19 protein-coding genes are annotated in these 19,941 nt (G+C 60.9%); 13 read left to right on the top strand and 6 right to left on the bottom strand.

The window, feature by feature from the left end:
- Positions 1–59: 59 nt before the first annotated feature.
- On the top strand, positions 60–1,226 hold the full coding sequence (gene nosP / locus VD17_RS18480) for a nitric oxide-sensing protein NosP (protein WP_046055048.1): 1,167 nt from the start codon (positions 60–62) through the stop codon (positions 1,224–1,226).
- Complete coding sequence (gene nahK, locus VD17_RS18485; protein WP_046055049.1) at positions 1,195–3,789, top strand: hybrid sensor histidine kinase/response regulator NahK/ErcS'; 2,595 nt, start codon at positions 1,195–1,197, stop codon at positions 3,787–3,789. The genes nosP and nahK overlap by 32 nt, the downstream gene beginning before the upstream one ends.
- A gap of 113 nt (positions 3,790–3,902) precedes the next feature.
- Here nahK and VD17_RS18490 read toward each other — a convergent pair whose 3' ends face one another.
- The 6 genes from VD17_RS18490 to VD17_RS18515 all read right to left on the bottom strand — a co-directional run bounded on the left by VD17_RS18490 (position 3,903) and on the right by VD17_RS18515 (position 9,176).
- Positions 3,903–4,565 (bottom strand): response regulator transcription factor, encoded by a 663-nt coding sequence (locus VD17_RS18490; RefSeq protein WP_008149733.1) that lies wholly within the window; start codon positions 4,563–4,565, stop codon positions 3,903–3,905.
- Between the two features lie 56 nt (positions 4,566–4,621).
- Entirely contained in the window at positions 4,622–5,179 is a 558-nt protein-coding gene (locus tag VD17_RS18495; protein ID WP_046055050.1) for a PQQ-dependent catabolism-associated CXXCW motif protein, read from the bottom strand.
- Between the two features lie 296 nt (positions 5,180–5,475).
- Positions 5,476–6,267: an ABC transporter permease gene (locus tag VD17_RS18500; protein ID WP_046055051.1), complete on the bottom strand. Its 792-nt coding sequence runs from the start codon at positions 6,265–6,267 to the stop codon at positions 5,476–5,478.
- The gene (locus VD17_RS18505) at positions 6,264–6,995 is read right to left on the bottom strand and encodes an ABC transporter ATP-binding protein (protein ID WP_046055052.1); all 732 of its coding nucleotides are present in this window, start codon (positions 6,993–6,995) and stop codon (positions 6,264–6,266) included. Before VD17_RS18505 ends, VD17_RS18500 begins: the two co-directional genes overlap by 4 nt.
- Positions 6,992–7,951, bottom strand: coding sequence for a YVTN family beta-propeller repeat protein (locus VD17_RS18510; protein ID WP_046055053.1), 960 nt, complete (start codon positions 7,949–7,951; stop codon positions 6,992–6,994). The genes VD17_RS18505 and VD17_RS18510 overlap by 4 nt, the downstream gene beginning before the upstream one ends.
- A gap of 40 nt (positions 7,952–7,991) precedes the next feature.
- Positions 7,992–9,176 (bottom strand): ABC transporter substrate-binding protein, encoded by a 1,185-nt coding sequence (locus VD17_RS18515; RefSeq protein ID WP_046055054.1) that lies wholly within the window; start codon positions 9,174–9,176, stop codon positions 7,992–7,994.
- Positions 9,177–9,428: 252 nt separating this feature from the next.
- Between VD17_RS18515 and pedF the strand changes: the two genes are divergently transcribed.
- The 11 genes from pedF to pqqE all read left to right on the top strand — a co-directional run bounded on the left by pedF (position 9,429) and on the right by pqqE (position 19,886).
- Positions 9,429–9,890, top strand: a complete 462-nt coding sequence (gene pedF, locus VD17_RS18520; protein WP_046055055.1) for a cytochrome c-550 PedF — start codon at positions 9,429–9,431, stop codon at positions 9,888–9,890.
- 3 nt (positions 9,891–9,893) lie between these two features.
- Positions 9,894–10,772 carry a substrate-binding periplasmic protein gene (locus VD17_RS18525; protein ID WP_046055056.1) on the top strand — a complete coding sequence of 293 codons (879 nt, stop codon included), beginning with the start codon at positions 9,894–9,896 and terminating at the stop codon, positions 10,770–10,772.
- Positions 10,769–11,530: a quinoprotein dehydrogenase-associated SoxYZ-like carrier gene (locus tag VD17_RS18530; RefSeq protein ID WP_046055057.1), complete on the top strand. Its 762-nt coding sequence runs from the start codon at positions 10,769–10,771 to the stop codon at positions 11,528–11,530. Before VD17_RS18525 ends, VD17_RS18530 begins: the two co-directional genes overlap by 4 nt.
- A gap of 16 nt (positions 11,531–11,546) precedes the next feature.
- Entirely contained in the window at positions 11,547–12,485 is a 939-nt protein-coding gene (locus tag VD17_RS18535; protein ID WP_046055058.1) for a quinoprotein relay system zinc metallohydrolase 1, read from the top strand.
- A 272-nt stretch (positions 12,486–12,757) separates the two neighbouring features.
- Positions 12,758–14,533: a PQQ-dependent methanol/ethanol family dehydrogenase gene (locus VD17_RS18540; RefSeq protein ID WP_046055059.1), complete on the top strand. Its 1,776-nt coding sequence runs from the start codon at positions 12,758–12,760 to the stop codon at positions 14,531–14,533.
- Positions 14,534–14,797: 264 nt separating this feature from the next.
- Positions 14,798–16,318: an acetaldehyde dehydrogenase ExaC gene (gene exaC / locus VD17_RS18545; RefSeq protein ID WP_046055060.1), complete on the top strand. Its 1,521-nt coding sequence runs from the start codon at positions 14,798–14,800 to the stop codon at positions 16,316–16,318.
- 257 nt (positions 16,319–16,575) lie between these two features.
- Positions 16,576–16,647: a pyrroloquinoline quinone precursor peptide PqqA gene (gene pqqA, locus VD17_RS31685; RefSeq protein WP_003253598.1), complete on the top strand. Its 72-nt coding sequence runs from the start codon at positions 16,576–16,578 to the stop codon at positions 16,645–16,647.
- Positions 16,648–16,702: 55 nt separating this feature from the next.
- The gene (gene pqqB, locus VD17_RS18550) at positions 16,703–17,617 is read left to right on the top strand and encodes a pyrroloquinoline quinone biosynthesis protein PqqB (protein WP_046055061.1); all 915 of its coding nucleotides are present in this window, start codon (positions 16,703–16,705) and stop codon (positions 17,615–17,617) included.
- A gap of 127 nt (positions 17,618–17,744) precedes the next feature.
- Complete coding sequence (gene pqqC / locus VD17_RS18555; RefSeq protein WP_046055062.1) at positions 17,745–18,497, top strand: pyrroloquinoline-quinone synthase PqqC; 753 nt, start codon at positions 17,745–17,747, stop codon at positions 18,495–18,497.
- Complete coding sequence (pqqD, locus tag VD17_RS18560; protein ID WP_046048900.1) at positions 18,494–18,766, top strand: pyrroloquinoline quinone biosynthesis peptide chaperone PqqD; 273 nt, start codon at positions 18,494–18,496, stop codon at positions 18,764–18,766. Before pqqC ends, pqqD begins: the two co-directional genes overlap by 4 nt.
- A complete protein-coding gene (pqqE, locus tag VD17_RS18565) occupies positions 18,744–19,886 on the top strand; it encodes a pyrroloquinoline quinone biosynthesis protein PqqE (RefSeq protein ID WP_046055063.1) in 1,143 nt (380 codons plus the stop codon). Before pqqD ends, pqqE begins: the two co-directional genes overlap by 23 nt.
- Positions 19,887–19,941: the final 55 nt, after the last annotated feature.

Genomic DNA, 19,941 nt, shown 5'->3' on the forward strand with positions numbered 1-19,941 from the left:
AGCCGCTCGCAGGCTTCGTACACTCGAACCTCATACATGCGCACCTGCGGGAGGCGACGATGCAGCAGGTCCAGAGTGATGAAGGTGTGGTCAGTGCAATGTCCCAGGCCACCGATGCCCAACAGGTGGCCCAGGAGCTGGCGCGGCAACTGTTGCACCCGCACTTGGGTTTCGTGCTGTTCTTCTGTTCCGCCGAGTACGACTTGCAGGCGCTGGGCCAGGCCTTGCAACAAAGCTTCGGCGGCATTCGCCTGGTGGGTTGCACCAGTGCCGGGGAAATCACGCCCCTTGGCTACGGCCGCAACTGCGTGACTGCGGTGGGCTTCGACCACCGGCATTTTTCCATCGACGCCGAACTGATCTCCGAGATGGAACGCTTCAGCCTGATCGACGCCCAGCAAATGGTCGAGCGCTTGGTCAGTGGCTGTCGCAGCAATACCCTGGCGCCAATCAAGGGCAACAGCTTTGCCCTGACCTTGCTCGATGGTTTGTCCAGCCGGGAAGAAATGGTCCTCGCGGCCCTCAGTGCAGCGTTGGGCGACATCCCACATTTCGGCGGTTCGGCCGGCGACGACAATTACCTGACCCACACCCACGTCTATTTTAATGGCGAGTTCCACAGTGGCGCGGCGGTGGTGGTGCTGGTCAATACCTGGCTGGATTTTGAGGTGTTCACCACTCACCACATTCTGCCGAGGGCAGAAAAACTGGTGGTCACCGGGGCCGACAGCGCCTCGCGCCGGGTCTTTGAACTGAATGCCGAGCCGGCCGCCGAGGAGTACGCCCGGCACATCGGTGTGCCGGTGGCCGAGCTCGATCATCGGATCTTCGCCGCGCACCCCTTGGCCGTGCGGATCAACGATCAGTATTACGTGCGGGCGATCCAGCAGGTTCACCCGGACTTGAGTCTGAGTTTCTACTGCGCGGTGGAAAACGGCATCGTCCTCACCGTCATGACGCCAGGCCCGATGCTGCCGAACCTGCAAACCCTGTTCGAAGGCTTGCAGGAGCGCCTCGGCGAGCTGTTGCTGACCATCGGCTGCGACTGCTTTCTCAGGCGTCTGGAACTGGAAGACGGCGGCAGTCTGGAGCAGATCGGAACGTTTTTGCGTGACCAACGGGTGATGGGTTTCAACACCTACGGAGAACAGTTCAATGGCATGCACATCAACCAGACCTTCACCGGGGTTGCCATTGCCCGAGGCCGGTCCCCTGGACACCGCTGAGCTTCAGGCACAGATCGCCAGCCTGCAGCGCGACAACCACAAACTGCAGCGCATCAATGGCGCGCTGATCGAGCGGATCGAGTCCGGCATCACTCGCGGCAACGATCCGTACGCGGCGTTCCAGCATTCGGTGGTGCTGGCCGAACAGGTGCGTGAGCGCACCGACGCCTTGAACCAGGCCATGGCTGAACTCAAGTCGGGCAATCACTTGTTGAGCGAGGCACGCCTGCGGGCGGAAACCGCGCATCAGCATTTGATCGATGCAATCGAGAGCATTTCCGATGCGTTTGTGCTGTTCGATGCGGACCAGCGGATCGTGCTGTTCAATAGCCGTTTCAAGGCGTTCTGGGGCAACAGCCGGGTGCGGATCAACGCCGGCATGCGCCTGGCCGAGGTCAAGCGGTTGATGTCCGCCACTGGGCTGTTCACTGAAGAACCGCGCGGGCATGCCGACGAGAATCTGCTCTATCGCCTGCAGGATGGTCGCTGGTTGCAAGTCAGCGAACGACCCACCCAGGAAGGCGGGCGGGTGATCCTGTTCACTGACATTACCGACGTCAAACTCAGCGAGACCGTGCGCCGCGAGCAGGCGGTGGCGCAGAAATCCCATTTGTTGCAACGAGCAGTCGACAACCTGTCCCAAGGGGTGGCGATGGTCAACGCCGAGGGCATTCTGGAGTTGTGGAACCGGCGTTTCCTCGAACTCAGCGGCCTGGCCCCGGTGGCGGCCCATCGTCCGTTTGCCGAAGTGATCGGCGACAGCGAGTTGAACCTGCTGACCCCGGCCAGTCGGGATCTGAACGGGCGGCACGTGCAGGAATGCGAGCAGCGCCTCTACGATGGCCGGGTGCTGGAAATCCGCACCCATCCGTTGCCCACCGGCGGTTTCGTCAACACCTTCACCGACATCACCGAACGCTACCAACACGCCGAAGCGCTGAGCGAAAGCGAGCGCTGGATTCGCCTGATCACCGACCATGTGCCGGCGTTGATTGCCTACCTGAATGCCGACCTGGTCTACGAGTTCACCAACAAGGTGTATGAAGAATGGTACTGCTGGCCTCGGGGCGTGATGCTTGGGCAGAGCCTGCGCGAAGTCCACAGCGAACAGCATTACCAACGCCTGGAAGCCTACGTGGCCCGGGCCTTGGCCGGCGAGAGCGTGACGTTCGAGTTCGCCGAAACCAACATCAACAATCAGGAGCGCTACATGCTGCGCTCCTACGTACCCAATCGCCTGGCCACCGGGGAAGTGGTGGGGATTTTTGTGTTGATCCGCGACATCACCGAACGCCGCCGCACCGCTGAAGCGCTGCACCAGGCCTATCAGAATCTTGAGTTGCGGGTGCGCGAACGGACGGCGGAACTGACCACGCTCAACGACCAATTACTGCGTGAGATCGACGAGCGTCGGCGAGCGGAATCTCGCCTGCGTGAAGCCAAACTCGAAGCCGAACAGGCCAACCTGTCGAAGACCAAATTTCTCGCTGCCGTCAGTCATGACCTGCTGCAACCGCTCAACGCCGCGCGGCTGTTTACCAGCGCGTTGCTTGAACGGCGGGAGCCGGTGGCCAATGCCATTTTGGTACGTAATGTCAGCAACTCCCTGGAAGATGTGGAGAACCTGCTGGGCACGCTGGTCGATATCTCCAAACTGGATGCCGGGGTGATCAAGGCCGACATTGCGCCGTTTGCCCTGAGCGAATTGCTGGAAAACCTCGCGGCCGAGTACACCCAAGTGGCCCGCAGCGAAAGCCTGGAGCTGCATTTCATTCCTTGTTCGGCACTGGTGCGCAGCGACATTCAGTTGCTGGCGCGGATTCTTCGAAATTTGCTGAGCAACGCCATTCGCTACACCTACAGCGGTCGTGTGGTGCTCGGTTGCCGGCGTCATCACCAGCGCCTGTCGATCGAGGTCTGGGACAGCGGCATGGGCATCGCCGAAAACCGCCTCGAGGAGGTTTTTCAGGAATTCAAACGCGGTGATGTACAGCGTCCTGATCAGGATCGCGGTTTGGGCCTGGGCCTGGCGATCGTGGAAAAGATTGCCGGGATTCTCGGTCACCGCATTCATGTGCGTTCGTGGCCAGGCAAGGGCTCGATGTTCTCGGTCGAAGTGCCGCTCAGCGCCACGGCACCCAAGGCGCTGCCGAGTCTGCTGATGAGTGAGCCGATGCTTGAACGTCTGCGTGGGGCGCGGGTGTGGGTGCTGGACAACGACGCGGCCATTTGCGCCGGCATGCGCACGTTGCTCGAAGGGTGGGGGTGTCTGGTGGTCACGGCGCTATCGGAGCAGGACCTGGCGCGGCAAGTGGACAACTATCACGAAGAAGCCGATTTGCTGATCGCCGACTATCACCTGGACGACGACCAGAACGGCGTCGATGCCGTGGCCCGGATTAACGCCCGACGCGGTTCAGCCATTCCGGCGATGATGATCACCGCCAACTACAGCAACGAACTCAAACAGCAGATCCGCGAACTGGGCCACACCCTGATGCACAAACCGGTGCGGCCGATGAAGCTCAAGACCGCGATGAGTCATCTACTCGGCAGGCCTTGATTGCTCTAGTGCTTTTGCTGGCCCCATCGCGAGCAAGCTCGCTCCCACAATTGACCGAGTCGACTCAGATCCAATGTGGGAGCGAGCTTGCTCGCGATGAAGACGACTCGGTCTCAGCGCCGTAAGTAAGACCCGAAATCAATGTCGCCCGCGCTCAAAATCGCCTGCACCCGATTGTGCACGTTGAGTTTGCGCAGGATTGCCGAGACGTGGGCCTTGACTGTGGTTTCGGCGATTTCCAGGGTGTAGGCGATCTGTTTGTTCGACTCGCCCTTGGTCATGCGTTCGAGCACCAGCAACTGCTTGCGGGTCAAGGCCTGGAGCAGTTCCGGTGGGAAGCTCGGGGCATCGTTCATGCGCCTTGTACCGCATTTTTGCGTGCGGATGATGTCCGGAGGCAAGTAGACATTGCCGTTGAGGATCTGCTGGATGGCCTCGGTCATCTGTACCCGTGGCGAGGATTTGGTGATGAAACCCACCGCGCCATAAGTGATGGCTTGCAGCACGACTTGTTTGTCCTGTTCGGCCGAGACGATCACCACCGGAATGGTCGGCGCCTCGTTGCGCAGGTTGATCAGGCCATTGAGGCCGTGCATGCCGGGCATGTTCAGGTCGAGCAGGATCAGGTCCAGATCATCGTGTTCCTGCGTCAGCACCAGGGCGCTGTCCAGGTCGGCGGTTTCCATCACCTCGCTGCCCGGAAAACCATCGCTGATGACGTTATGAATGGCTTCGCGAAACAGCGGGTGATCGTCGGCAATCAGAATTTTGTACATAGCCTTTCACCTCATTATTTTCATTATGGTGTGGCAACAACACGCACGCGTAAAGGTCAGGGAAAGGGCTCGGGCTGGGCCGGCGTCACGGGCAGGTTGGCGGCCTGCCAGGCGTCGAGGCCGTCGCGATACCAATACAGCGTCTTATAGCCCATGGCGGCGGCGCGCTTCACGGCGTTCCAGCTCAGCCAGCAATCGGAGCGGCAGTAGAAGACCAGCGGTTGCGTGAGATCACCTTCGGTCAATGTGTTCAGCTTACGCGCAAAATAATCCTGCCAGTCGGGCGTCAGGTCACCGTCGCCGGTATTGGCCAGCCAATGGCTGCCGGGGAGGTTTTCGTGGGGCAGGTCCTCGATGAAACGTCCTTGCAACCACTGGCGGCGGTAGACGTCGATCAGCACCGGACGCGGCGTCTGGGTCAGCAGGGTTTGCAGGGCCGCGGTATCGATGATGCCGGCGCCCTGTATTTGATTCGGTGTCGGGCTGCGGTACAGACCGATGCGATAGCCGTCAGCGGAGAACAGCGGTGTTTCGGCCTGCGCAACGCCCAGCAACAGGCTCAGCGATAGCACAGCGAGAGAAGGGCGCAGCAGACGACGTCGGGCACGCGGCATGGGGTTCAATCCTTATAGTTATGAACCTATTACATGCCAGTCTCGGTGCGATTGGAATGCGACGATAGACAGGAAAACCAGTACTAAAGTAGTAATTTTTGCATGTTTGATGGAGATCAACTGTGGGAGCGAGCCTGTGTGGCGAGGGGATTTATCCCCGTTCGGCTGCGAAGCAGTCGCAAACCTGGTGAATACGGTTTTTCTGAAACACCGTAATCGCAGATTCAGGGCCGCTTCGCGACCCAACGGGGATAAATCCCCTCGCCACAGCTCGCTCCCACAGGGGATTTGTGTTGTTAACTAGATTTGCGCAGGGCGGCGTGTTGCGGGTTGAAGGTGAACACGGCGAGCAAAGCGAACACCAGCGTCAGCCCGATGCACACCGCCAGCGCCAACGGATTGAAGCGCTCATACAAGGCAAACCGCACCAGTTCCACTGCATGGGTGAACGGGTTCAAGGCGCACAACCAGTACAGCCACTCGCTGGACTCGCGCATTTTCCACAGCGGATACAGCGCCGACGACAGGAAAAACAGTGGGAAGATCACGAAATTCATCACCCCGGCAAAGTTCTCCAGCTGACGGATCGCGTTCGACAGCAACAAACCCAGCGCGCTGAGCATCAACGCCACCAGCAGCAACGCCGGCAAGGCGATCAACAAGCCCATTGCCGGTGGTTGCACGCCATACACCCAGGCAATCGCGAGAAAGGCGTACACCTGCAACAGCGAGATCAGAGAGGTGGCCAACAGTTTACTGCACAGCAGGAAAGTCCGGGGCAGGGGGCTGGTCAGCAGCACGCGCATGCTGCCCATTTCCCGGTCGTAGACCATCGACAGCGAACCTTGCATGCCGTTGAACAGCAGGATCATGCAGGCAAGGCCAGGGATGATGTAAACCTCATACGGAATGTAGGTGTCGTAGGGCTCGATGATCGCGATCCCGAGTGCCGCGCGAAAACCGGCGGCGAACACCAGCAGCCACAACAATGGCCGAACCAAAGCGCTGAGAAACCGCGTGCGCTGCAACACAAAACGCAGCCATTCACGCAGCACGATGCCGCTGAAACATTGCCAGTAGGCATTCATTGGGCGGCTCCTGAAGTGGTCAGTCGAGTGAAGGCCGAACCCAGGTCGCCGCCGTGCTCCAGGCTCAGGGCGTCGGCTTGTCCGCTGGCGACCAACCGGCCCTGATGCAGGATCAACAAGTCGTCGCTGGGCTGCACTTCATCCAGCAAATGGGTGGTCCAGAGCACGCTGATGTTCTGCTCGCGGCACAAACTGCGAATGTGCTGATTGAGCGCCAGCCGACTGGCCGGGTCGAGACCGACGCTGGCCTCATCGAGCAGCAACAGGCGTGGCTCATGCAGCAAGGCGCGGGCGATTTCCACCCGACGACGGTGGCCGCCATTGAGTTCGCGGACCCGTTCGCGACGGCGTTCGGTCAAGGCTTGGCGTGCCAGTTCGGCGTCGACCCGAAGACCGGTCTGACGTCGGGACATCCCATGCAGCGCGGCGTGATAACGCAGGTTTTGCTCGATGCTGAGGTCCAGGTCCAACGTGCTTTGCTGAAACACCACACCCAATTGCTTGAGCGCCGGACGCGCCGCGTTGCGCAACGAACAGCCGCCGACGCGGATGTCGCCCCGCTGCACATCGTAGAGTCGAGTGAGCAGGGCAATCAGCGTCGATTTGCCCGCGCCGTTCGGCCCCAGCAGTGCCGCGAAACGGCCGGGCGCGAGGCTGAAACTCACCTGACGCAACGCCTCTTTTGCACCATAAGCGAAACTCAGCTCACTGACTTCGAGTGCGTTCATGGCGTCACCACCACGCCCCACGGATAACGCCCGACCTTGATCGATTGGGTGACCTTGAGGTTGTCGACATCGATCACCGACACATCGCCGCTGACGCCGTTGGTGGCCAGCAATTGCTTTTGATCCGGGGTAAACGACATCTGCCAGACACGCCGGCCGACCAGCAGGTAATCAAGAATCTCGAAGGTCTTGGCGTCGATCACCGACACATGATTGGCCGGGCCGAGCGCGACGAAACCGTACTTGCCGTCAGCGCTGAGCTTGATGCCTACCGGTTGGACTTTGTCCGGGTGCACGCCCTTGATCTGGAAGGTCAGGGTCTTGAGGATCTTGCGGGTGGCGACGTCGAGAATGGTCACCGTGCCGCCGATTTCCGCCGAAGCCCAGAGCTTCGAGCCATCTGGCGTGAACTCGACGAAGCGCGGTCGTTGATCCACCAGGGTGCTGTCGGCCAGGGTCTGGGTGCTGGTGTCGATCCAGTGCAGCATGTTGGTGGTTTCACTGGTGTTCACCGCCCACTTGCCGTCGGGGCTGACGGCCATGCCTTCGGGTTCGACGCCGACGTTGATCTGGCTCAGCACCTTGGAGGTTTCGGTGTCGATCACCGTTACCAGCGCATCGTCTTCATTGGAAACGTACAGCCAGCGATTATTCGGGTGCAGGGCGAATTGTTCAGGATCCTTGCCCGAGGGCAGTTCCTTGATGATCTTGCGCGTGGCGACGTCCATCACCTGGACCCGATCCGAGTCGCTGGCGCAGATGTACAGCAGCTTATTGTCGTGGGACAGCAGCAGACCGCGCGGGCGCTGGCCGACGGGCAGGGTGTCGGTCACTTGCAGGGTCTGCAGGTCGATCAGGCTCAGGCTGTTGTCTTTTTCGTTGGAGACCCAGGCGGTGCTGGCCGTGGCATTCCCGGCGGCGAGCAAGAGGACGCAAGAGAGCAGGGTGCGACGCATGGTGGATTCCTTTTTGTTGTAGTTCTTGTGGAAAGTTGAATCAGGGAAAGCGGCAGCTGACCTCGGGCTTGTCGTAGCCGAGGCTGTCCATCTCGTTGAAGGGGTGCAGGAAGCCGTCTTGCGGCGACGTGCTGACCAGCGCCCGGGGCTGCACGATGGGAATGGGTTGGCGCAACTGGCCGTTCCACGGCCGATAACTGAGCTTGCGACCCTTGAAACCGTCCAGTGGCAATTGATCGCCGATTTCAAGCGTACGGATCGCCATCGCATCGACCTGACGCAGTTTGCTCACCGCACTGGCGATGCTGCGTACGGCGATCCAGGCGGCGAAATCCCGGTCATTCATCCAGCGCCCGGTCAGGGCTTCGAAGCGTTTCTGCAACTGGGCGGCGCCGTAGGTTTCCACGGTTTTGTGCCAACCCACCGGGGTCAGGCCCTGAGTGCCGGCGACCGGCCGTGGGTACCAGGTCTGGTAGGGCACGTATTCGCCGAAATCACCGCGTTCATCCGCCACCAGCACCACGTCGTACTCGGCGGTCTGGGTGAACAGCGGCATGTCGGCCTGGGCGCTGCGACGCTGATCGTTGTCGAAACTCCAGGCTTTTTCCGCGACCAGTTTCAGGCCGAAGCGTTTGGCGGCGCGCCGCAGGGCGGCGGCATAGGCTTGATCGTCCGGGGTCGGGCCGACGATCAGCAACGCCCGTTGCCATTTGCGCACCACCAGAAATTGCGCCAGCGCATCAGCGAGCATTGCCCGACTCGGCAGGCTGTGCAGCACGTTCGGCAGGCAGTCGGTGGTGCGCAGGCTGTCGTCGGGGCTGCCGGCGTTGAACAGCAAGCTGTCGGGTAGCACGGCGCTGAGTTGGCGCAAGCTGGCGGCCGGTGCGTTGACGACAAACAGGCGCAGACCTTGTTCATGTTGAGCCTTGGCCGCTTCCACCAAGGCATCTGGATTGTCGACGTTGGCGCTGACGAGGTTGTAGCTCTGGTTGAGGAAACGCCCTGTGCTGTTGCTGTCATTGATCGCCAGTTCGGCGCCACGCAACCCGGCATCGACCGGCTCGGGAATGACGTTCGACAGCAACGGTCCCGGGTCGGGGTGATAGCCCAGGTAGCCGATCTGCACCTTCAACGGCGCGTCCGCGGCCAGGCTCTGGGTCGCCAGCCCGGCGGCGCAGGCAATCGCCAACAGGTAGATCAGGGCGTAAGGGGCAAGCTGGCGCATAAGGCACTCCATTACAGGTAGCGCCAGCATAGGAACGCTGTGAGGCAGAAGGAAATATGCAGAAAGTACCAGTGAGCCAGTACCAAGGTCGTAAAGGTGCCGGAAGCGTACCCGGGTTCGCGCCACAAGCCCTACTACCAAGGAACTAGACGGCGGCCACCAAAGCAGCATGGGGCTTGCGCGAAGCCCTTCCTAAGATGGGTGCCATAGCCTCTTCAAAGAGGTTTTGCGTGCAATCAAGAGGGCATAACAATGAAAACAAAACGCAACGCCTTACTCGTTGCCGGACTGCTGGCCGGTTTTATCAGTGCAGGTTCGGTCTGGGCCCACGGCAACGTGGTCCCCCAGGCTGTCGAAACCCCGGGCCTGACCCCGATCAAGGACGCAGGCGTCAAGGTCGATGCCGATGGTTGGGCATCGGTGAACCCTTACCGCAATTCACCGCAACACGATAAAGCCGTGGAAATCGGCTCTTCGGCGTACAACCAGAACTGCGCGGCCTGTCATGGCCTGGAAGCCAAATCCGGCGGCATCGCCCCTGATTTGCGCATGCTCGATGTCGCTGATGCCGGTGATGAATGGTTCGTCGAACGGGTGCGCCACGGCGCCGTGCGTGACGGCCGGGTCTACATGCCGAAGATGGCCGACTACCTGAGCCAGGAAGCCTTGTGGGCGGTACGCACTTACCTGGACACCGTTCACGTCGAGGAGTAATCCATGCGCCTGTTCGCTGTGTTGATCAGCGCTGTGTTGCTGTGCTGCCAGGCCGTGCAGGCGCAGGTCCGTACCTATGACGAAATGATCGCGGCCGGGGAGCTGAAAGTAGCGGTCTACAAGGACTTCGCCCCCTACAGTTTCGAGGACGCCGGCCAGGCCCGTGGCGTTGATGTCGAGCTCGCCGAAGCGCTGGCCAAGGCCCTCGGCGTACGCCTGACGTTGATTTGGGCGCCGGCCGGCGAGAAGCTCGATGACGATCTGCGCGATTACATCTGGCGTGCCAGTCAGTTGCATGATCTGCAACTGGCCGACCTGATGATGCGCGTGCCGTATGACCGCGATTACGCGCAAAAACGCAATGAACTGGGCGAGCTGGAAAACGGCCATGTAGTGATGTTCGGGCCGTACCAGAACGAACAATGGCAGGTCGCCTATGACCGTCGCCGGCTGGACAAGGTGGGCAGCGTCGCCGTGTTCGAGCACCACCCGATCGGCGTCGAAGTCGACAGCGTGCCGTCGTTCTACCTGACCTCGGTGTTCAACGGCATGCTCGCCGGCAAAACCCACCACTATCCCGGCGTGCCCCAGGCTTTCGCGGCCATGAAGGCCGGTGAAGTCGACGCCGTCATGGCCATGCGCGGCGAGATTGACTGGCAAGTGCATGAAGCGGCGGACCCGCAAGTGGCGCTGGCGGAAAACGCCTACCCGAACATGGGCAAGCAGCTTTGGGAGATCGGCATGGCGGTGCACGAAAGCAACCGACAACTGGCCTATGCCGTGGAAGAGGCATTGGAAGTCTTGATCCGCGAGGGCGCTGTCAAAACCATTTATGGCCATTACGGCCTGCGCTATGACGTGCCCGAGATGTATCAACAGTGAACTGGCGAGCGAGTTGTCTGTTGGCCTGTTGGTTACCCATCGCCGCGCACGCCGTGGACATCGACCCGGGCAAAGACCCGGTGCCCTCGGTGATGTGGGCCTTCTATCACAAGCAAATGCTCGGCGATGCACCGTTCGTGTTCGACGAGCGGGTCAAGCTGCTGGCGCCACCGTTCGCCGAAGACGCCCGGCAAGTGCCGCTGGAAATCGACGCGCGAGCGTTCAAGGGCGAAGTGGTGAAAATCCTCGCCTGGGCTGAGCTCAACCCCTTGCCGAAGATTGTCGATTTCCAGCCGCTGGACCGCGTGCTGCCCTGGCTGTCGATCCGCATTCGTATCGAGCAGGCCACGCCGTTGCGCGCGGCGGTACTGACCCGCGATGGGGTCTGGCATGTCGGTTCGACGCTGATCGATGCGGCGGGCGGCGGTTGCACGGCGCCGAGTGTGGTGCGCACTCAGCCGGGATGGGAAGAGCACATCGGCGAAGTACTGGGCGGTCGTTATCCCCGTGGCGAATTCAGTCGCGTGCGTTTGCAGGTGGCGCACCCGATGGACAACGGCATGGTCAGCGGCATCCCGGAATTCTTCATCAACCATGCCGAACTGCGGGATCAGAACGATCAGCTGCTGGCCCGTCTGGAGCTGTTTCCCGCCGTCAGCGAAAACCCCAACCTGACCTTCGATATCGAAGGGGCAGGGCAGACGCGCCTGATGCTGCGCGACAACAGCGGCAATCAATTCGATGCGGCCCTACCCTGACCCAAAGGAGCGCGTGATGCGCTGGATGCTGCTGTTGTTCATGAGCCTGAGCCTGCCGGCCCTGGCCGATCTCGACTACTCACTCAAACCCCGGCAGATCGCCGAAGACACCTGGTTGCTGGAAGGCAGTACCGACAATTTTGCCAAGGCCAACGGCGGCAACATCGTCAACACCGCGTTCATCGTCACCGGGCAGGGTGTGGTGGTGATCGACACCGGGCCGTCGAAACGCTACGGCGAAGCGATGCGCAAGGCGATTGCCTCGATCACCGACAAACCGGTGATCGAGGTGCTGCTGACCCATCATCATCCTGATCATGTGCTCGGCAACCAGGCCTTCAGTGACGTGCCGATTGGCGCGCTGGCCGGCACCACCGAGCTGTTGCATCAGCAGGGCGATGCCATGGCCGAGAACATGTATCGCCTGGTGGGCGACTGGATGCGCGGCACCGAAGTGGTGTTGCCGACCGAGGCGCTGACGCCCGGCGTGCGAAGTTTTGGGGATCACGATCTGCTTCTGCTGGGCCTGGGTGGGCACACGGGCGCGGATCTGGCTATTCTCGACCAGAAAACCGGCGTGCTGTTTGCTGGAGACCTGGTGTTTTACCAACGGGCGCTGACCACGCCCAACAGTCCGGGGCTGTCGGTGTGGCTGGCGGACATCGCCACCCTTCAAGGCTTGCCGTGGACGTTGATCGTCCCCGGTCACGGCCCCGTGGCCAGTGACCAACAACCGTTCGAGCAAATGCGTGACTACCTCAGCTGGCTCGATCAGCTTATGCGCGATGGTGCCACCAATGGCAGTGATATGGCCGAGATGATCCGCAGCCCCATTCCCGAACGTTTCGCCGGGATCACTCTGAGCCGCTACGAACTGATCCGCAGCGTCAGCCATCTGTATCCGCGTTACGAGCGCGGGCAAATGACCCGAGTCGATTCGAACGCGGACAAGTGATCAACAAAGATCCCCTGTGAGAGCGAGCTTGCTCGCGATGGCGGTGTATCAGCCGACATCGATGCTGAATGTGAGGGCCTCATCGCGAGCAAGCTCGCTCCCACAGGGGGTAGTGGCGATCAACGAATTCGGTTTCACCTCATACGACCCGGTACTAAGGAACTAGCAATCTCAGCACTGCGGGCAATTGTTCCAAGGGCGGCGGCGCCCAAGAATCTGCACCAGACCGGAAAAATTTCCCGGGTATAACAAAAACTGCAGAGGTAGCCGTCATGACCCAACCCGCACGTCGCCAACCCTTCGTCTTGAGCGTGCTGCTCAGTGCCATGCTGTTGTCTGGCTCGGCATTGGCCGGCGTCACTGATCAAGACATCCTCCAGGACCCCAAGAACCCGGAGCAGGTCGTCACCAACGGTCTGGGCGTCCAGGGTCAACGCTACAGCCCGCTGGACACGCTCAACGTCAACAACGTGAAGGACTTGCGGCCGGTCTGGGCATTCTCCTTCGGCGGTGAAAAACAACGCGGTCAGCAAGCACAGCCGATGATCAAGGACGGCGTGATGTACATGACCGGTTCTTACTCGCGGGTGTTTGCGGTGGACGCGCGCACCGGCAAGAAACTCTGGCAATACGATGCGCGCCTGCCCGATGACATCCGTCCTTGCTGCGACGTGATCAACCGTGGTGTCGCGCTGTACGGCGACCTGGTGATCTTCGGCACCCTCGACGCCAAGCTTGTGGCCCTGAACAAAGACACCGGCAAAGTCGTCTGGAGCAAGAAAGTCGCTGATCACAAGGAAGGCTATTCGATCAGCGCCGCGCCGTTGGTCATCAACGGCAAACTGATCACCGGTGTTGCCGGCGGCGAGTTTGGGGTGGTGGGCAAAATCGAAGCCTACGACCCGAAAAACGGCGACCTGTTGTGGACTCGACCCACCGTTGAAGGCCACATGGGTTACACCTACAAGGACGGCAAAGCGATAGAGAACGGCATCTCCGGCGGTGAAGCCGGCAAGACCTGGCCCGGCGACCTTTGGAAAACCGGCGGCGCCGCCCCTTGGCTGGGCGGTTACTACGACCCGGAAACCAATCTGCTGCTGTTCGGCACCGGCAACCCGGCACCGTGGAACTCGCACTTGCGTCCTGGCGACAACCTCTACTCCTCGTCGCGCCTGGCGCTCAACCCGGACGACGGCACCATCAAATGGCACTTCCAGAGCACACCTCACGACGGCTGGGACTATGACGGCGTAAACGAGCTGGTCTCGTTCAACTACACCGAAGGCGGCAAAGAGATCAAAGCCGCCGCGACCGCTGACCGTAACGGTTTCTTCTATGTGCTGGATCGCACCAACGGCAAATTCATTCGCGGTTTCCCGTTCGTGGACAAGATCACCTGGGCCACCGGCCTGGATAAAGACGGCCGGCCGATCTACAACGAAGCCAGCCGCCCAGGCGCGCCAGGCACCGAAGCCAAAGGCAGTTCGGTATTCGTAGCCCCGGCGTTCCTCGGCGCGAAAAACTGGATGCCGATGGCCTACAACAAGGACACCGGACTGTTCTACGTGCCGTCCAACGAGTGGGGCATGGACATCTGGAACGAAGGCATCGCCTACAAGAAAGGCGCGGCGTTCCTCGGTGCCGGATTCACCATCAAGCCATTGAATGAAGACTACATCGGCGTGTTGCGCGCCATCGACCCGAAAACCGGCAAGGAAGTCTGGCGCCACAAGAACTTCGCGCCGTTGTGGGGTGGAGTGCTGACCACCAAGGGCAACCTGGTGTTCACCGGTACGCCGGAAGGTTTCCTGCAGGCGTTCAATGCCAAGACCGGCGAGAAAGTCTGGGAGTTCCAGACCGGCTCCGGCGTACTCGGCTCACCCATCACTTGGGAAATGGACGGCGAACAATACGTCTCGGTGCTGTCCGGTTGGGGCGGTGCTGTTCCGCTGTGGGGCGGCGAAGTGGCTAAGCGCATCAAGGACTTCAACCAGGGCGGCATGCTCTGGACCTTCAAGCTGCCGAAAGACCTCGTGGCCAAGCACTAACCCCAAATACACCGCATAACCCTGTAGGAGCGAGCCTGCTCGCGATAGCGGACTTCCAGTCAAAAGTGATACTGACTGTGACACCGCCATCGCGAGCAGGCTCACTCCTACAAGGGAGATTTGCCACATGGAGATGTACGCAAATCTACGACCAAATAACGAGAGTCCTCCTGCCAACGGCGCATTCGTCTGGCGCGCAGGGCTCTCTACTATCGGTTCATCGCCTGTTTGCCCGACAGGCATCGACCCAGACAGAGGCCCACCATGATCTACGCACAACCTGGTACACCTGGCGCCGTCGTTACGTTTAAACCGCGCTACGGCAATTTCATCGGCGGCGAGTTCGTCGCCCCGGTCAATGGTGAGTACTTCACCAACGCTTCGCCGGTCACCGGTGAAGTGATCGCCGAATTCCCTCGCTCCAGCGCCGCCGACATCGAAAAAGCCCTCGACGCAGCACATGCCGCAGCCGACGCCTGGGGCAAGACTTCGGCGCAGGACCGCTCCCTGGTGCTGCTGAAAATCGCCGACCGCATCGAGCAGAATCTGGAAATCCTCGCCGTCACCGAAACCTGGGACAATGGCAAAGCCGTGCGCGAAACCCTGAATGCCGACGTGCCGCTGGCCGCCGACCATTTCCGTTACTTCGCCGGTTGCATCCGCGCTCAAGAGGGCGGTGCTGCCGAGATCAACGAGTTGACCACGGCCTATCACTTCCACGAGCCGCTGGGCGTGGTCGGACAGATCATTCCGTGGAACTTCCCGCTACTGATGGCCGCCTGGAAACTCGCCCCGGCCCTGGCCGCCGGTAACTGCGTGGTACTCAAACCCGCCGAGCAGACGCCGCTGTCGATCATGGTCTTCGCCGAACTGATCGCCGATTTGCTGCCACCCGGTGTGCTGAACATCGTTCAGGGCTTCGGTCGCGAAGCGGGTGAGGCGCTGGCCACCAGCAAGCGCATTGCCAAGATCGCCTTCACCGGTTCCACCCCGATTGGCGCGCACATCATGAAATGCGCGGCAGAGAACATCATTCCGAGCACTGTCGAACTGGGCGGCAAGTCGCCGAACATTTTCTTTGAAGACATCATGCAAGCCGAGCCGCAGTTTATCGAGAAGGCCGCCGAAGGTTTGGTTTTGGCGTTCTTCAACCAGGGCGAAGTCTGCACCTGTCCATCGCGAGCGCTGGTGCAGGAGTCGATCTACGACGACTTCATGAAAGTGGTGATGAAGAAGATCGTCAAGATCAAGCGCGGCAACCCGCTGGACACCGAAACCATGGTCGGCGCCCAGGCGTCCGAGCAGCAATACGACAAGATCCTCTCGTACCTGAAAATTGCCCAGGAAGAGGGCGCCGAGCTGCTCACCGGCGGCGCGGCCGAGCGTCTTGAAGGCGACTTGTCGACGGGTTATTACATCCAGCCGACCCTGCTCAAGGGCCACAACAAAATGCGCGTGTTCCAGGAAGAAATCTTCGGCCCGGTGGTGGGTATCACCACCTTCAAGGACGAAGCCGAAGCCCTGGCGATTGCCAACGACAGCGAGTTCGGCCTCGGCGCCGGCCTGTGGACCCGCGACATCAACCGCGCCTACCGCATGGGCCGCGCGATCAAGGCCGGGCGTGTCTGGACCAACTGCTACCACCTGTACCCGGCCCACGCCGCGTTCGGTGGCTACAAGAAGTCCGGTGTCGGCCGTGAAAACCACAAGATGATGCTCGACCATTATCAGCAGACCAAAAACCTGCTGGTGAGCTACGACATCAATCCGATGGGGTTCTTCTAACCCCCGCAAGTACACTGAAGAACCTGTGGGAGCGAGCTTGCTCGCGATAGCGGTCTGACAGTCAACATCAATGTTGAATGTGCTGCCCTCATCGCGAGCAAGCTCGCTCCCACATTGGTTTTGGGTGTGCTGAGAATCTGGCAGCACCCCCTACCAATGCACGCCGCCACCTCGTTCGAAAGTAGCATTCGGGTGCCTGGCCCCCCGTGCATTAATGGCTTTACCGGAATCGTCCGGCACAAGAAGAGGATTGACCCATGTGGACTAAACCCGCGTTTACCGACCTGCGCATTGGCTTCGAAGTGACGATGTATTTCGCCAACCGCTGATTGTTCACCCGGCCAGCCGTTACGTTGGCCGGGCCTGCCTTCTGGAGCATTGCCCATGCACATTCGCGTTCTCGGATCCGCCGCTGGCGGTGGTTTTCCGCAGTGGAATTGCAACTGCCGCCAGTGCGCCGCGATGCGCAATGGCAGCCTGCGGGCCCAACGGCGCACCCAGTCCTCGATTGCCCTGAGCGACAACGGTGTGGATTGGGTGCTGTGCAATGCTTCACCGGACATTCGCGCGCAACTCGAGAGTTTCGCGCCGCTGCAACCGGCGCGCCGGGTACGTGATACCGCTATCGCTGGCGTCGTCCTGCTGGACAGCCAGATCGACCATTGCACCGGCCTGTTGAGCCTGCGCGAAGGCTGCCCGCATTCGGTCTGGTGCACTGAACGGGTTCATGAAGACCTGAGCAGCGGCTTCCCGTTGTTCACCATGCTCAAGCATTGGAACGGCGGGTTGCAGTGGCAACCGGTCGGGCTCGACCGCGAGCCCTTCAGCATCCCGGCGTGCGCGCACCTGCGATTTCGCGCGATCCCCTTGGTCAGCAACGCACCGCCGTACTCGCCCAATCGCGGCAATCCGCAGCCGGGCGACACCATCGGCTTGTTTATCGAAGACCGGCGCAGCGGCGCGTCGCTGTTCTATGCGCCGGGCCTGGGACAGGTCGACGACGAGGTTCTGGGCTGGATGCAACGCGCCGATTGCCTGTTGCTGGACGGCACCTTGTGGCGCGACGACGAGATGCGAGTCTGCGAAGTCGGCCAGAACCTGGGCAGTGAAATGGGTCACCTGTCGCAAAGCGGCCCTGGCGGCATGCTCGACATCCTTGAAGGCTTCACCCGCCAGCGCAAGGTGCTGATCCACATCAACAACACCAACCCGATCCTCGATGAAGACTCGGCCGAGCGGGCGCTGCTGGATCGGCGCGGGATTGAAGTGGCCTATGACGGCATGAGTATTGAGCTGTAGCTGATGGCCTCATCGCGAGCAAGCTCGCTCCCACAGGGGACTCAAGTTCGCAACAGATCCAGTGTGGGAGCGAGCTTGCTCGCGATGAGGCCAGAGCAGACACCGCACAGCTTCCAGGAGAACAGCAATGACTGACCAAGCAATGACCCCCACCGAATTCGAAGCGGCCCTGCGCGCCAAAGGCGCCTATTACCACATCCACCATCCATTCCACCAAGCCATGTACGCCGGCCGATCAACCCGCGAGCAGATTCAAGGCTGGGTCGCCAATCGCTTCTATTACCAGGTCAACATTCCCCTGAAGGACGCCGCGATTCTCGCCAACTGCCCGGACCGCGACGTACGCCGGGAATGGTTGCAACGGATACTCGATCACGACGGCGCACCCGGCAGCGAAGGCGGGATCGAAGCCTGGCTGCGGCTGGGCGAAGCGGTGGGGCTGGATCGCGAGCAAATCCTCTCGCAGGAATTGGTACTGCCCGGTGTGCGTTTCGCCGTGGACGCCTACGTCAACTTCGCCCGTCGCGCCTGTTGGCAGGAGGCCGCCAGCAGTTCGCTGACCGAGCTGTTTGCGCCACAAATCCATCAATCCCGGCTCGATGCCTGGCCGGCCCATTACCCGTGGATCGACGTCGGCGGTTACGACTATTTCCGTACTCGGCTGAGTCAGGCGCGACGGGATGTCGAGCACGGTTTGCGCATCACCCTGGCGCACTACGTCACGGTCGAAGGCCAGCAACGCATGCTGGAAATCCTGCAATTCAAGCTCGACGTGCTGTGGAGCATGCTCGACGCCATGAGCATGGCCTACGAGCTGGAGCGTCCGCCGTATCACAGCGTCACCACGGAGCAGGTCTGGCATCGAGGGATTGCCCTGTGAGCCTGATCAACCGCGAGCAATCACCGTCGCTGCGCCAGGGTTTTCGCCTGCAATGGGAACCCCGTCAGGACTGTCACGTGCTGCTGTACCCCGAAGGCATGATCAAACTCAACACCAGTGCCGGGCAGATCCTCGATCTGGTGGACGGTCAGCGCAGCGTCGCGGCGATCATTGATCGACTGTCTGAGAGTTTCCCCGGCGTACCGGGGATCGATGAAGATGTGCTGGCGTTTCTGGAGGTGGCCCATGCTCAATTCTGGATCGAATGATTCGCGTCCGGGGCCGCCGCTGTGGCTGTTGGCGGAGTTGACCTATCGTTGCCCGCTGCAATGCCCGTATTGCTCCAACCCGCTGGACTTTGCCCAATCAGACGAAGAGTTGAGCACCGAAGAATGGATCCGGGTGTTCCGCGAGGCCCGGGAAATGGGCGCCGCGCAACTGGGTTTTTCCGGCGGTGAGCCGTTGGTTCGCCAGGACCTGGCCGAGCTGATCAAGGCCGCCCGGGACATGGGTTACTACACCAACCTGATCACCTCGGGCATCGGCCTGACCGAGCAGAAAGTGCGCGATTTCAAGGTCGCGGGGCTGGACCATATCCAGATCAGCTTCCAGGCCGCCGACGAAGCGGTGAACAACATGCTCGCCGGTTCGCGCAAGGCCTTCGCCCAGAAACTCGCGATGGCTCGTGCGGTGAAAGCCCAGGGCTACCCGATGGTGCTGAATTTCGTCACCCATCGGCACAACATCGACCAGATCGCGCAGATCATCGACTTGTGCCTGGAACTGGAAGCGGATTTCGTCGAATTGGCGACGTGCCAGTTCTACGGCTGGGCCGAGCTCAACCGCGTCGGCCTGTTGCCCACGCGCGAACAATTGCAGCGTGCCGAGCGCATCACCCACTCATACCGCGAGCGTCTTGAAGCGCAGGGCCACCCGTGCAAGCTGATCTTCGTCACCCCGGATTACTACGAGGAACGCCCCAAGACCTGCATGAACGGCTGGGCCAATCTGTTTCTCGACATCACCCCCGACGGCACGGCGTTGCCTTGCCACAGCGCCCGACAGTTGCCGGTGCAGTTCCCCAACGTGCGCGAGCACAGTATCGAGCACATCTGGACTGATTCTTTCGGTTTCAATCGCTTTCGTGGCGATGACTGGATGAAGGAGCCGTGCCGCTCCTGCGATGAAAAGCACAAGGACCTGGGCGGCTGCCGCTGCCAGGCATTCATGCTGACCGGCGACGCCGCCAACGCGGACCCGGTGTGCAGCAAGTCACCGCACCACGGTGTGATTCTCAAGGCCCGCGAGGAAGCCGAGGCACCGGGGCTGGGCATGGAACACCTGACGTTGCGTAACGAGAAGGCTTCGCGACTGATCTACCGCGGGTAAATCGGGAGGTGCGTCCGACGCAAATCCCCTGTGGGAGCGAGCTTGCTCGCGATAG

The sequence above is a fragment of the Pseudomonas fluorescens genome (assembly GCF_000968015.1).
Taxonomy (GTDB): domain Bacteria; phylum Pseudomonadota; class Gammaproteobacteria; order Pseudomonadales; family Pseudomonadaceae; genus Aquipseudomonas; species Aquipseudomonas fluorescens_W.

Excerpts from the sequence above, each read along its gene's own strand:
- VD17_RS18495 (WP_046055050.1), bottom strand. The coding sequence starts at position 5,179 with ATGCCGCGTGCCCGACGTCGTCTGCTGCGCCCTTCTCTCGCTGTGCTA.
- VD17_RS18515 (WP_046055054.1), bottom strand. The coding sequence starts at position 9,176 with ATGCGCCAGCTTGCCCCTTACGCCCTGATCTACCTGTTGGCGATTGCC.
- pqqE (WP_046055063.1), top strand. The coding sequence starts at position 18,744 with ATGCTCAATTCTGGATCGAATGATTCGCGTCCGGGGCCGCCGCTGTGG.
- VD17_RS18500 (WP_046055051.1), bottom strand. The coding sequence starts at position 6,267 with ATGAATGCCTACTGGCAATGTTTCAGCGGCATCGTGCTGCGTGAATGG.
- VD17_RS18525 (WP_046055056.1), top strand. The coding sequence starts at position 9,894 with ATGCGCCTGTTCGCTGTGTTGATCAGCGCTGTGTTGCTGTGCTGCCAG.
- VD17_RS18490 (WP_008149733.1), bottom strand. The coding sequence starts at position 4,565 with ATGTACAAAATTCTGATTGCCGACGATCACCCGCTGTTTCGCGAAGCC.
- pqqC (WP_046055062.1), top strand. The coding sequence starts at position 17,745 with ATGACTGACCAAGCAATGACCCCCACCGAATTCGAAGCGGCCCTGCGC.
- VD17_RS18540 (WP_046055059.1), top strand. The coding sequence starts at position 12,758 with ATGACCCAACCCGCACGTCGCCAACCCTTCGTCTTGAGCGTGCTGCTC.
- VD17_RS18535 (WP_046055058.1), top strand. The coding sequence starts at position 11,547 with ATGCGCTGGATGCTGCTGTTGTTCATGAGCCTGAGCCTGCCGGCCCTG.
- nosP (WP_046055048.1), top strand. The coding sequence starts at position 60 with ATGCAGCAGGTCCAGAGTGATGAAGGTGTGGTCAGTGCAATGTCCCAG.
- pqqB (WP_046055061.1), top strand. The coding sequence starts at position 16,703 with ATGCACATTCGCGTTCTCGGATCCGCCGCTGGCGGTGGTTTTCCGCAG.
- VD17_RS18510 (WP_046055053.1), bottom strand. The coding sequence starts at position 7,951 with ATGCGTCGCACCCTGCTCTCTTGCGTCCTCTTGCTCGCCGCCGGGAAT.
- VD17_RS18505 (WP_046055052.1), bottom strand. The coding sequence starts at position 6,995 with ATGAACGCACTCGAAGTCAGTGAGCTGAGTTTCGCTTATGGTGCAAAA.
- pedF (WP_046055055.1), top strand. The coding sequence starts at position 9,429 with ATGAAAACAAAACGCAACGCCTTACTCGTTGCCGGACTGCTGGCCGGT.
- exaC (WP_046055060.1), top strand. The coding sequence starts at position 14,798 with ATGATCTACGCACAACCTGGTACACCTGGCGCCGTCGTTACGTTTAAA.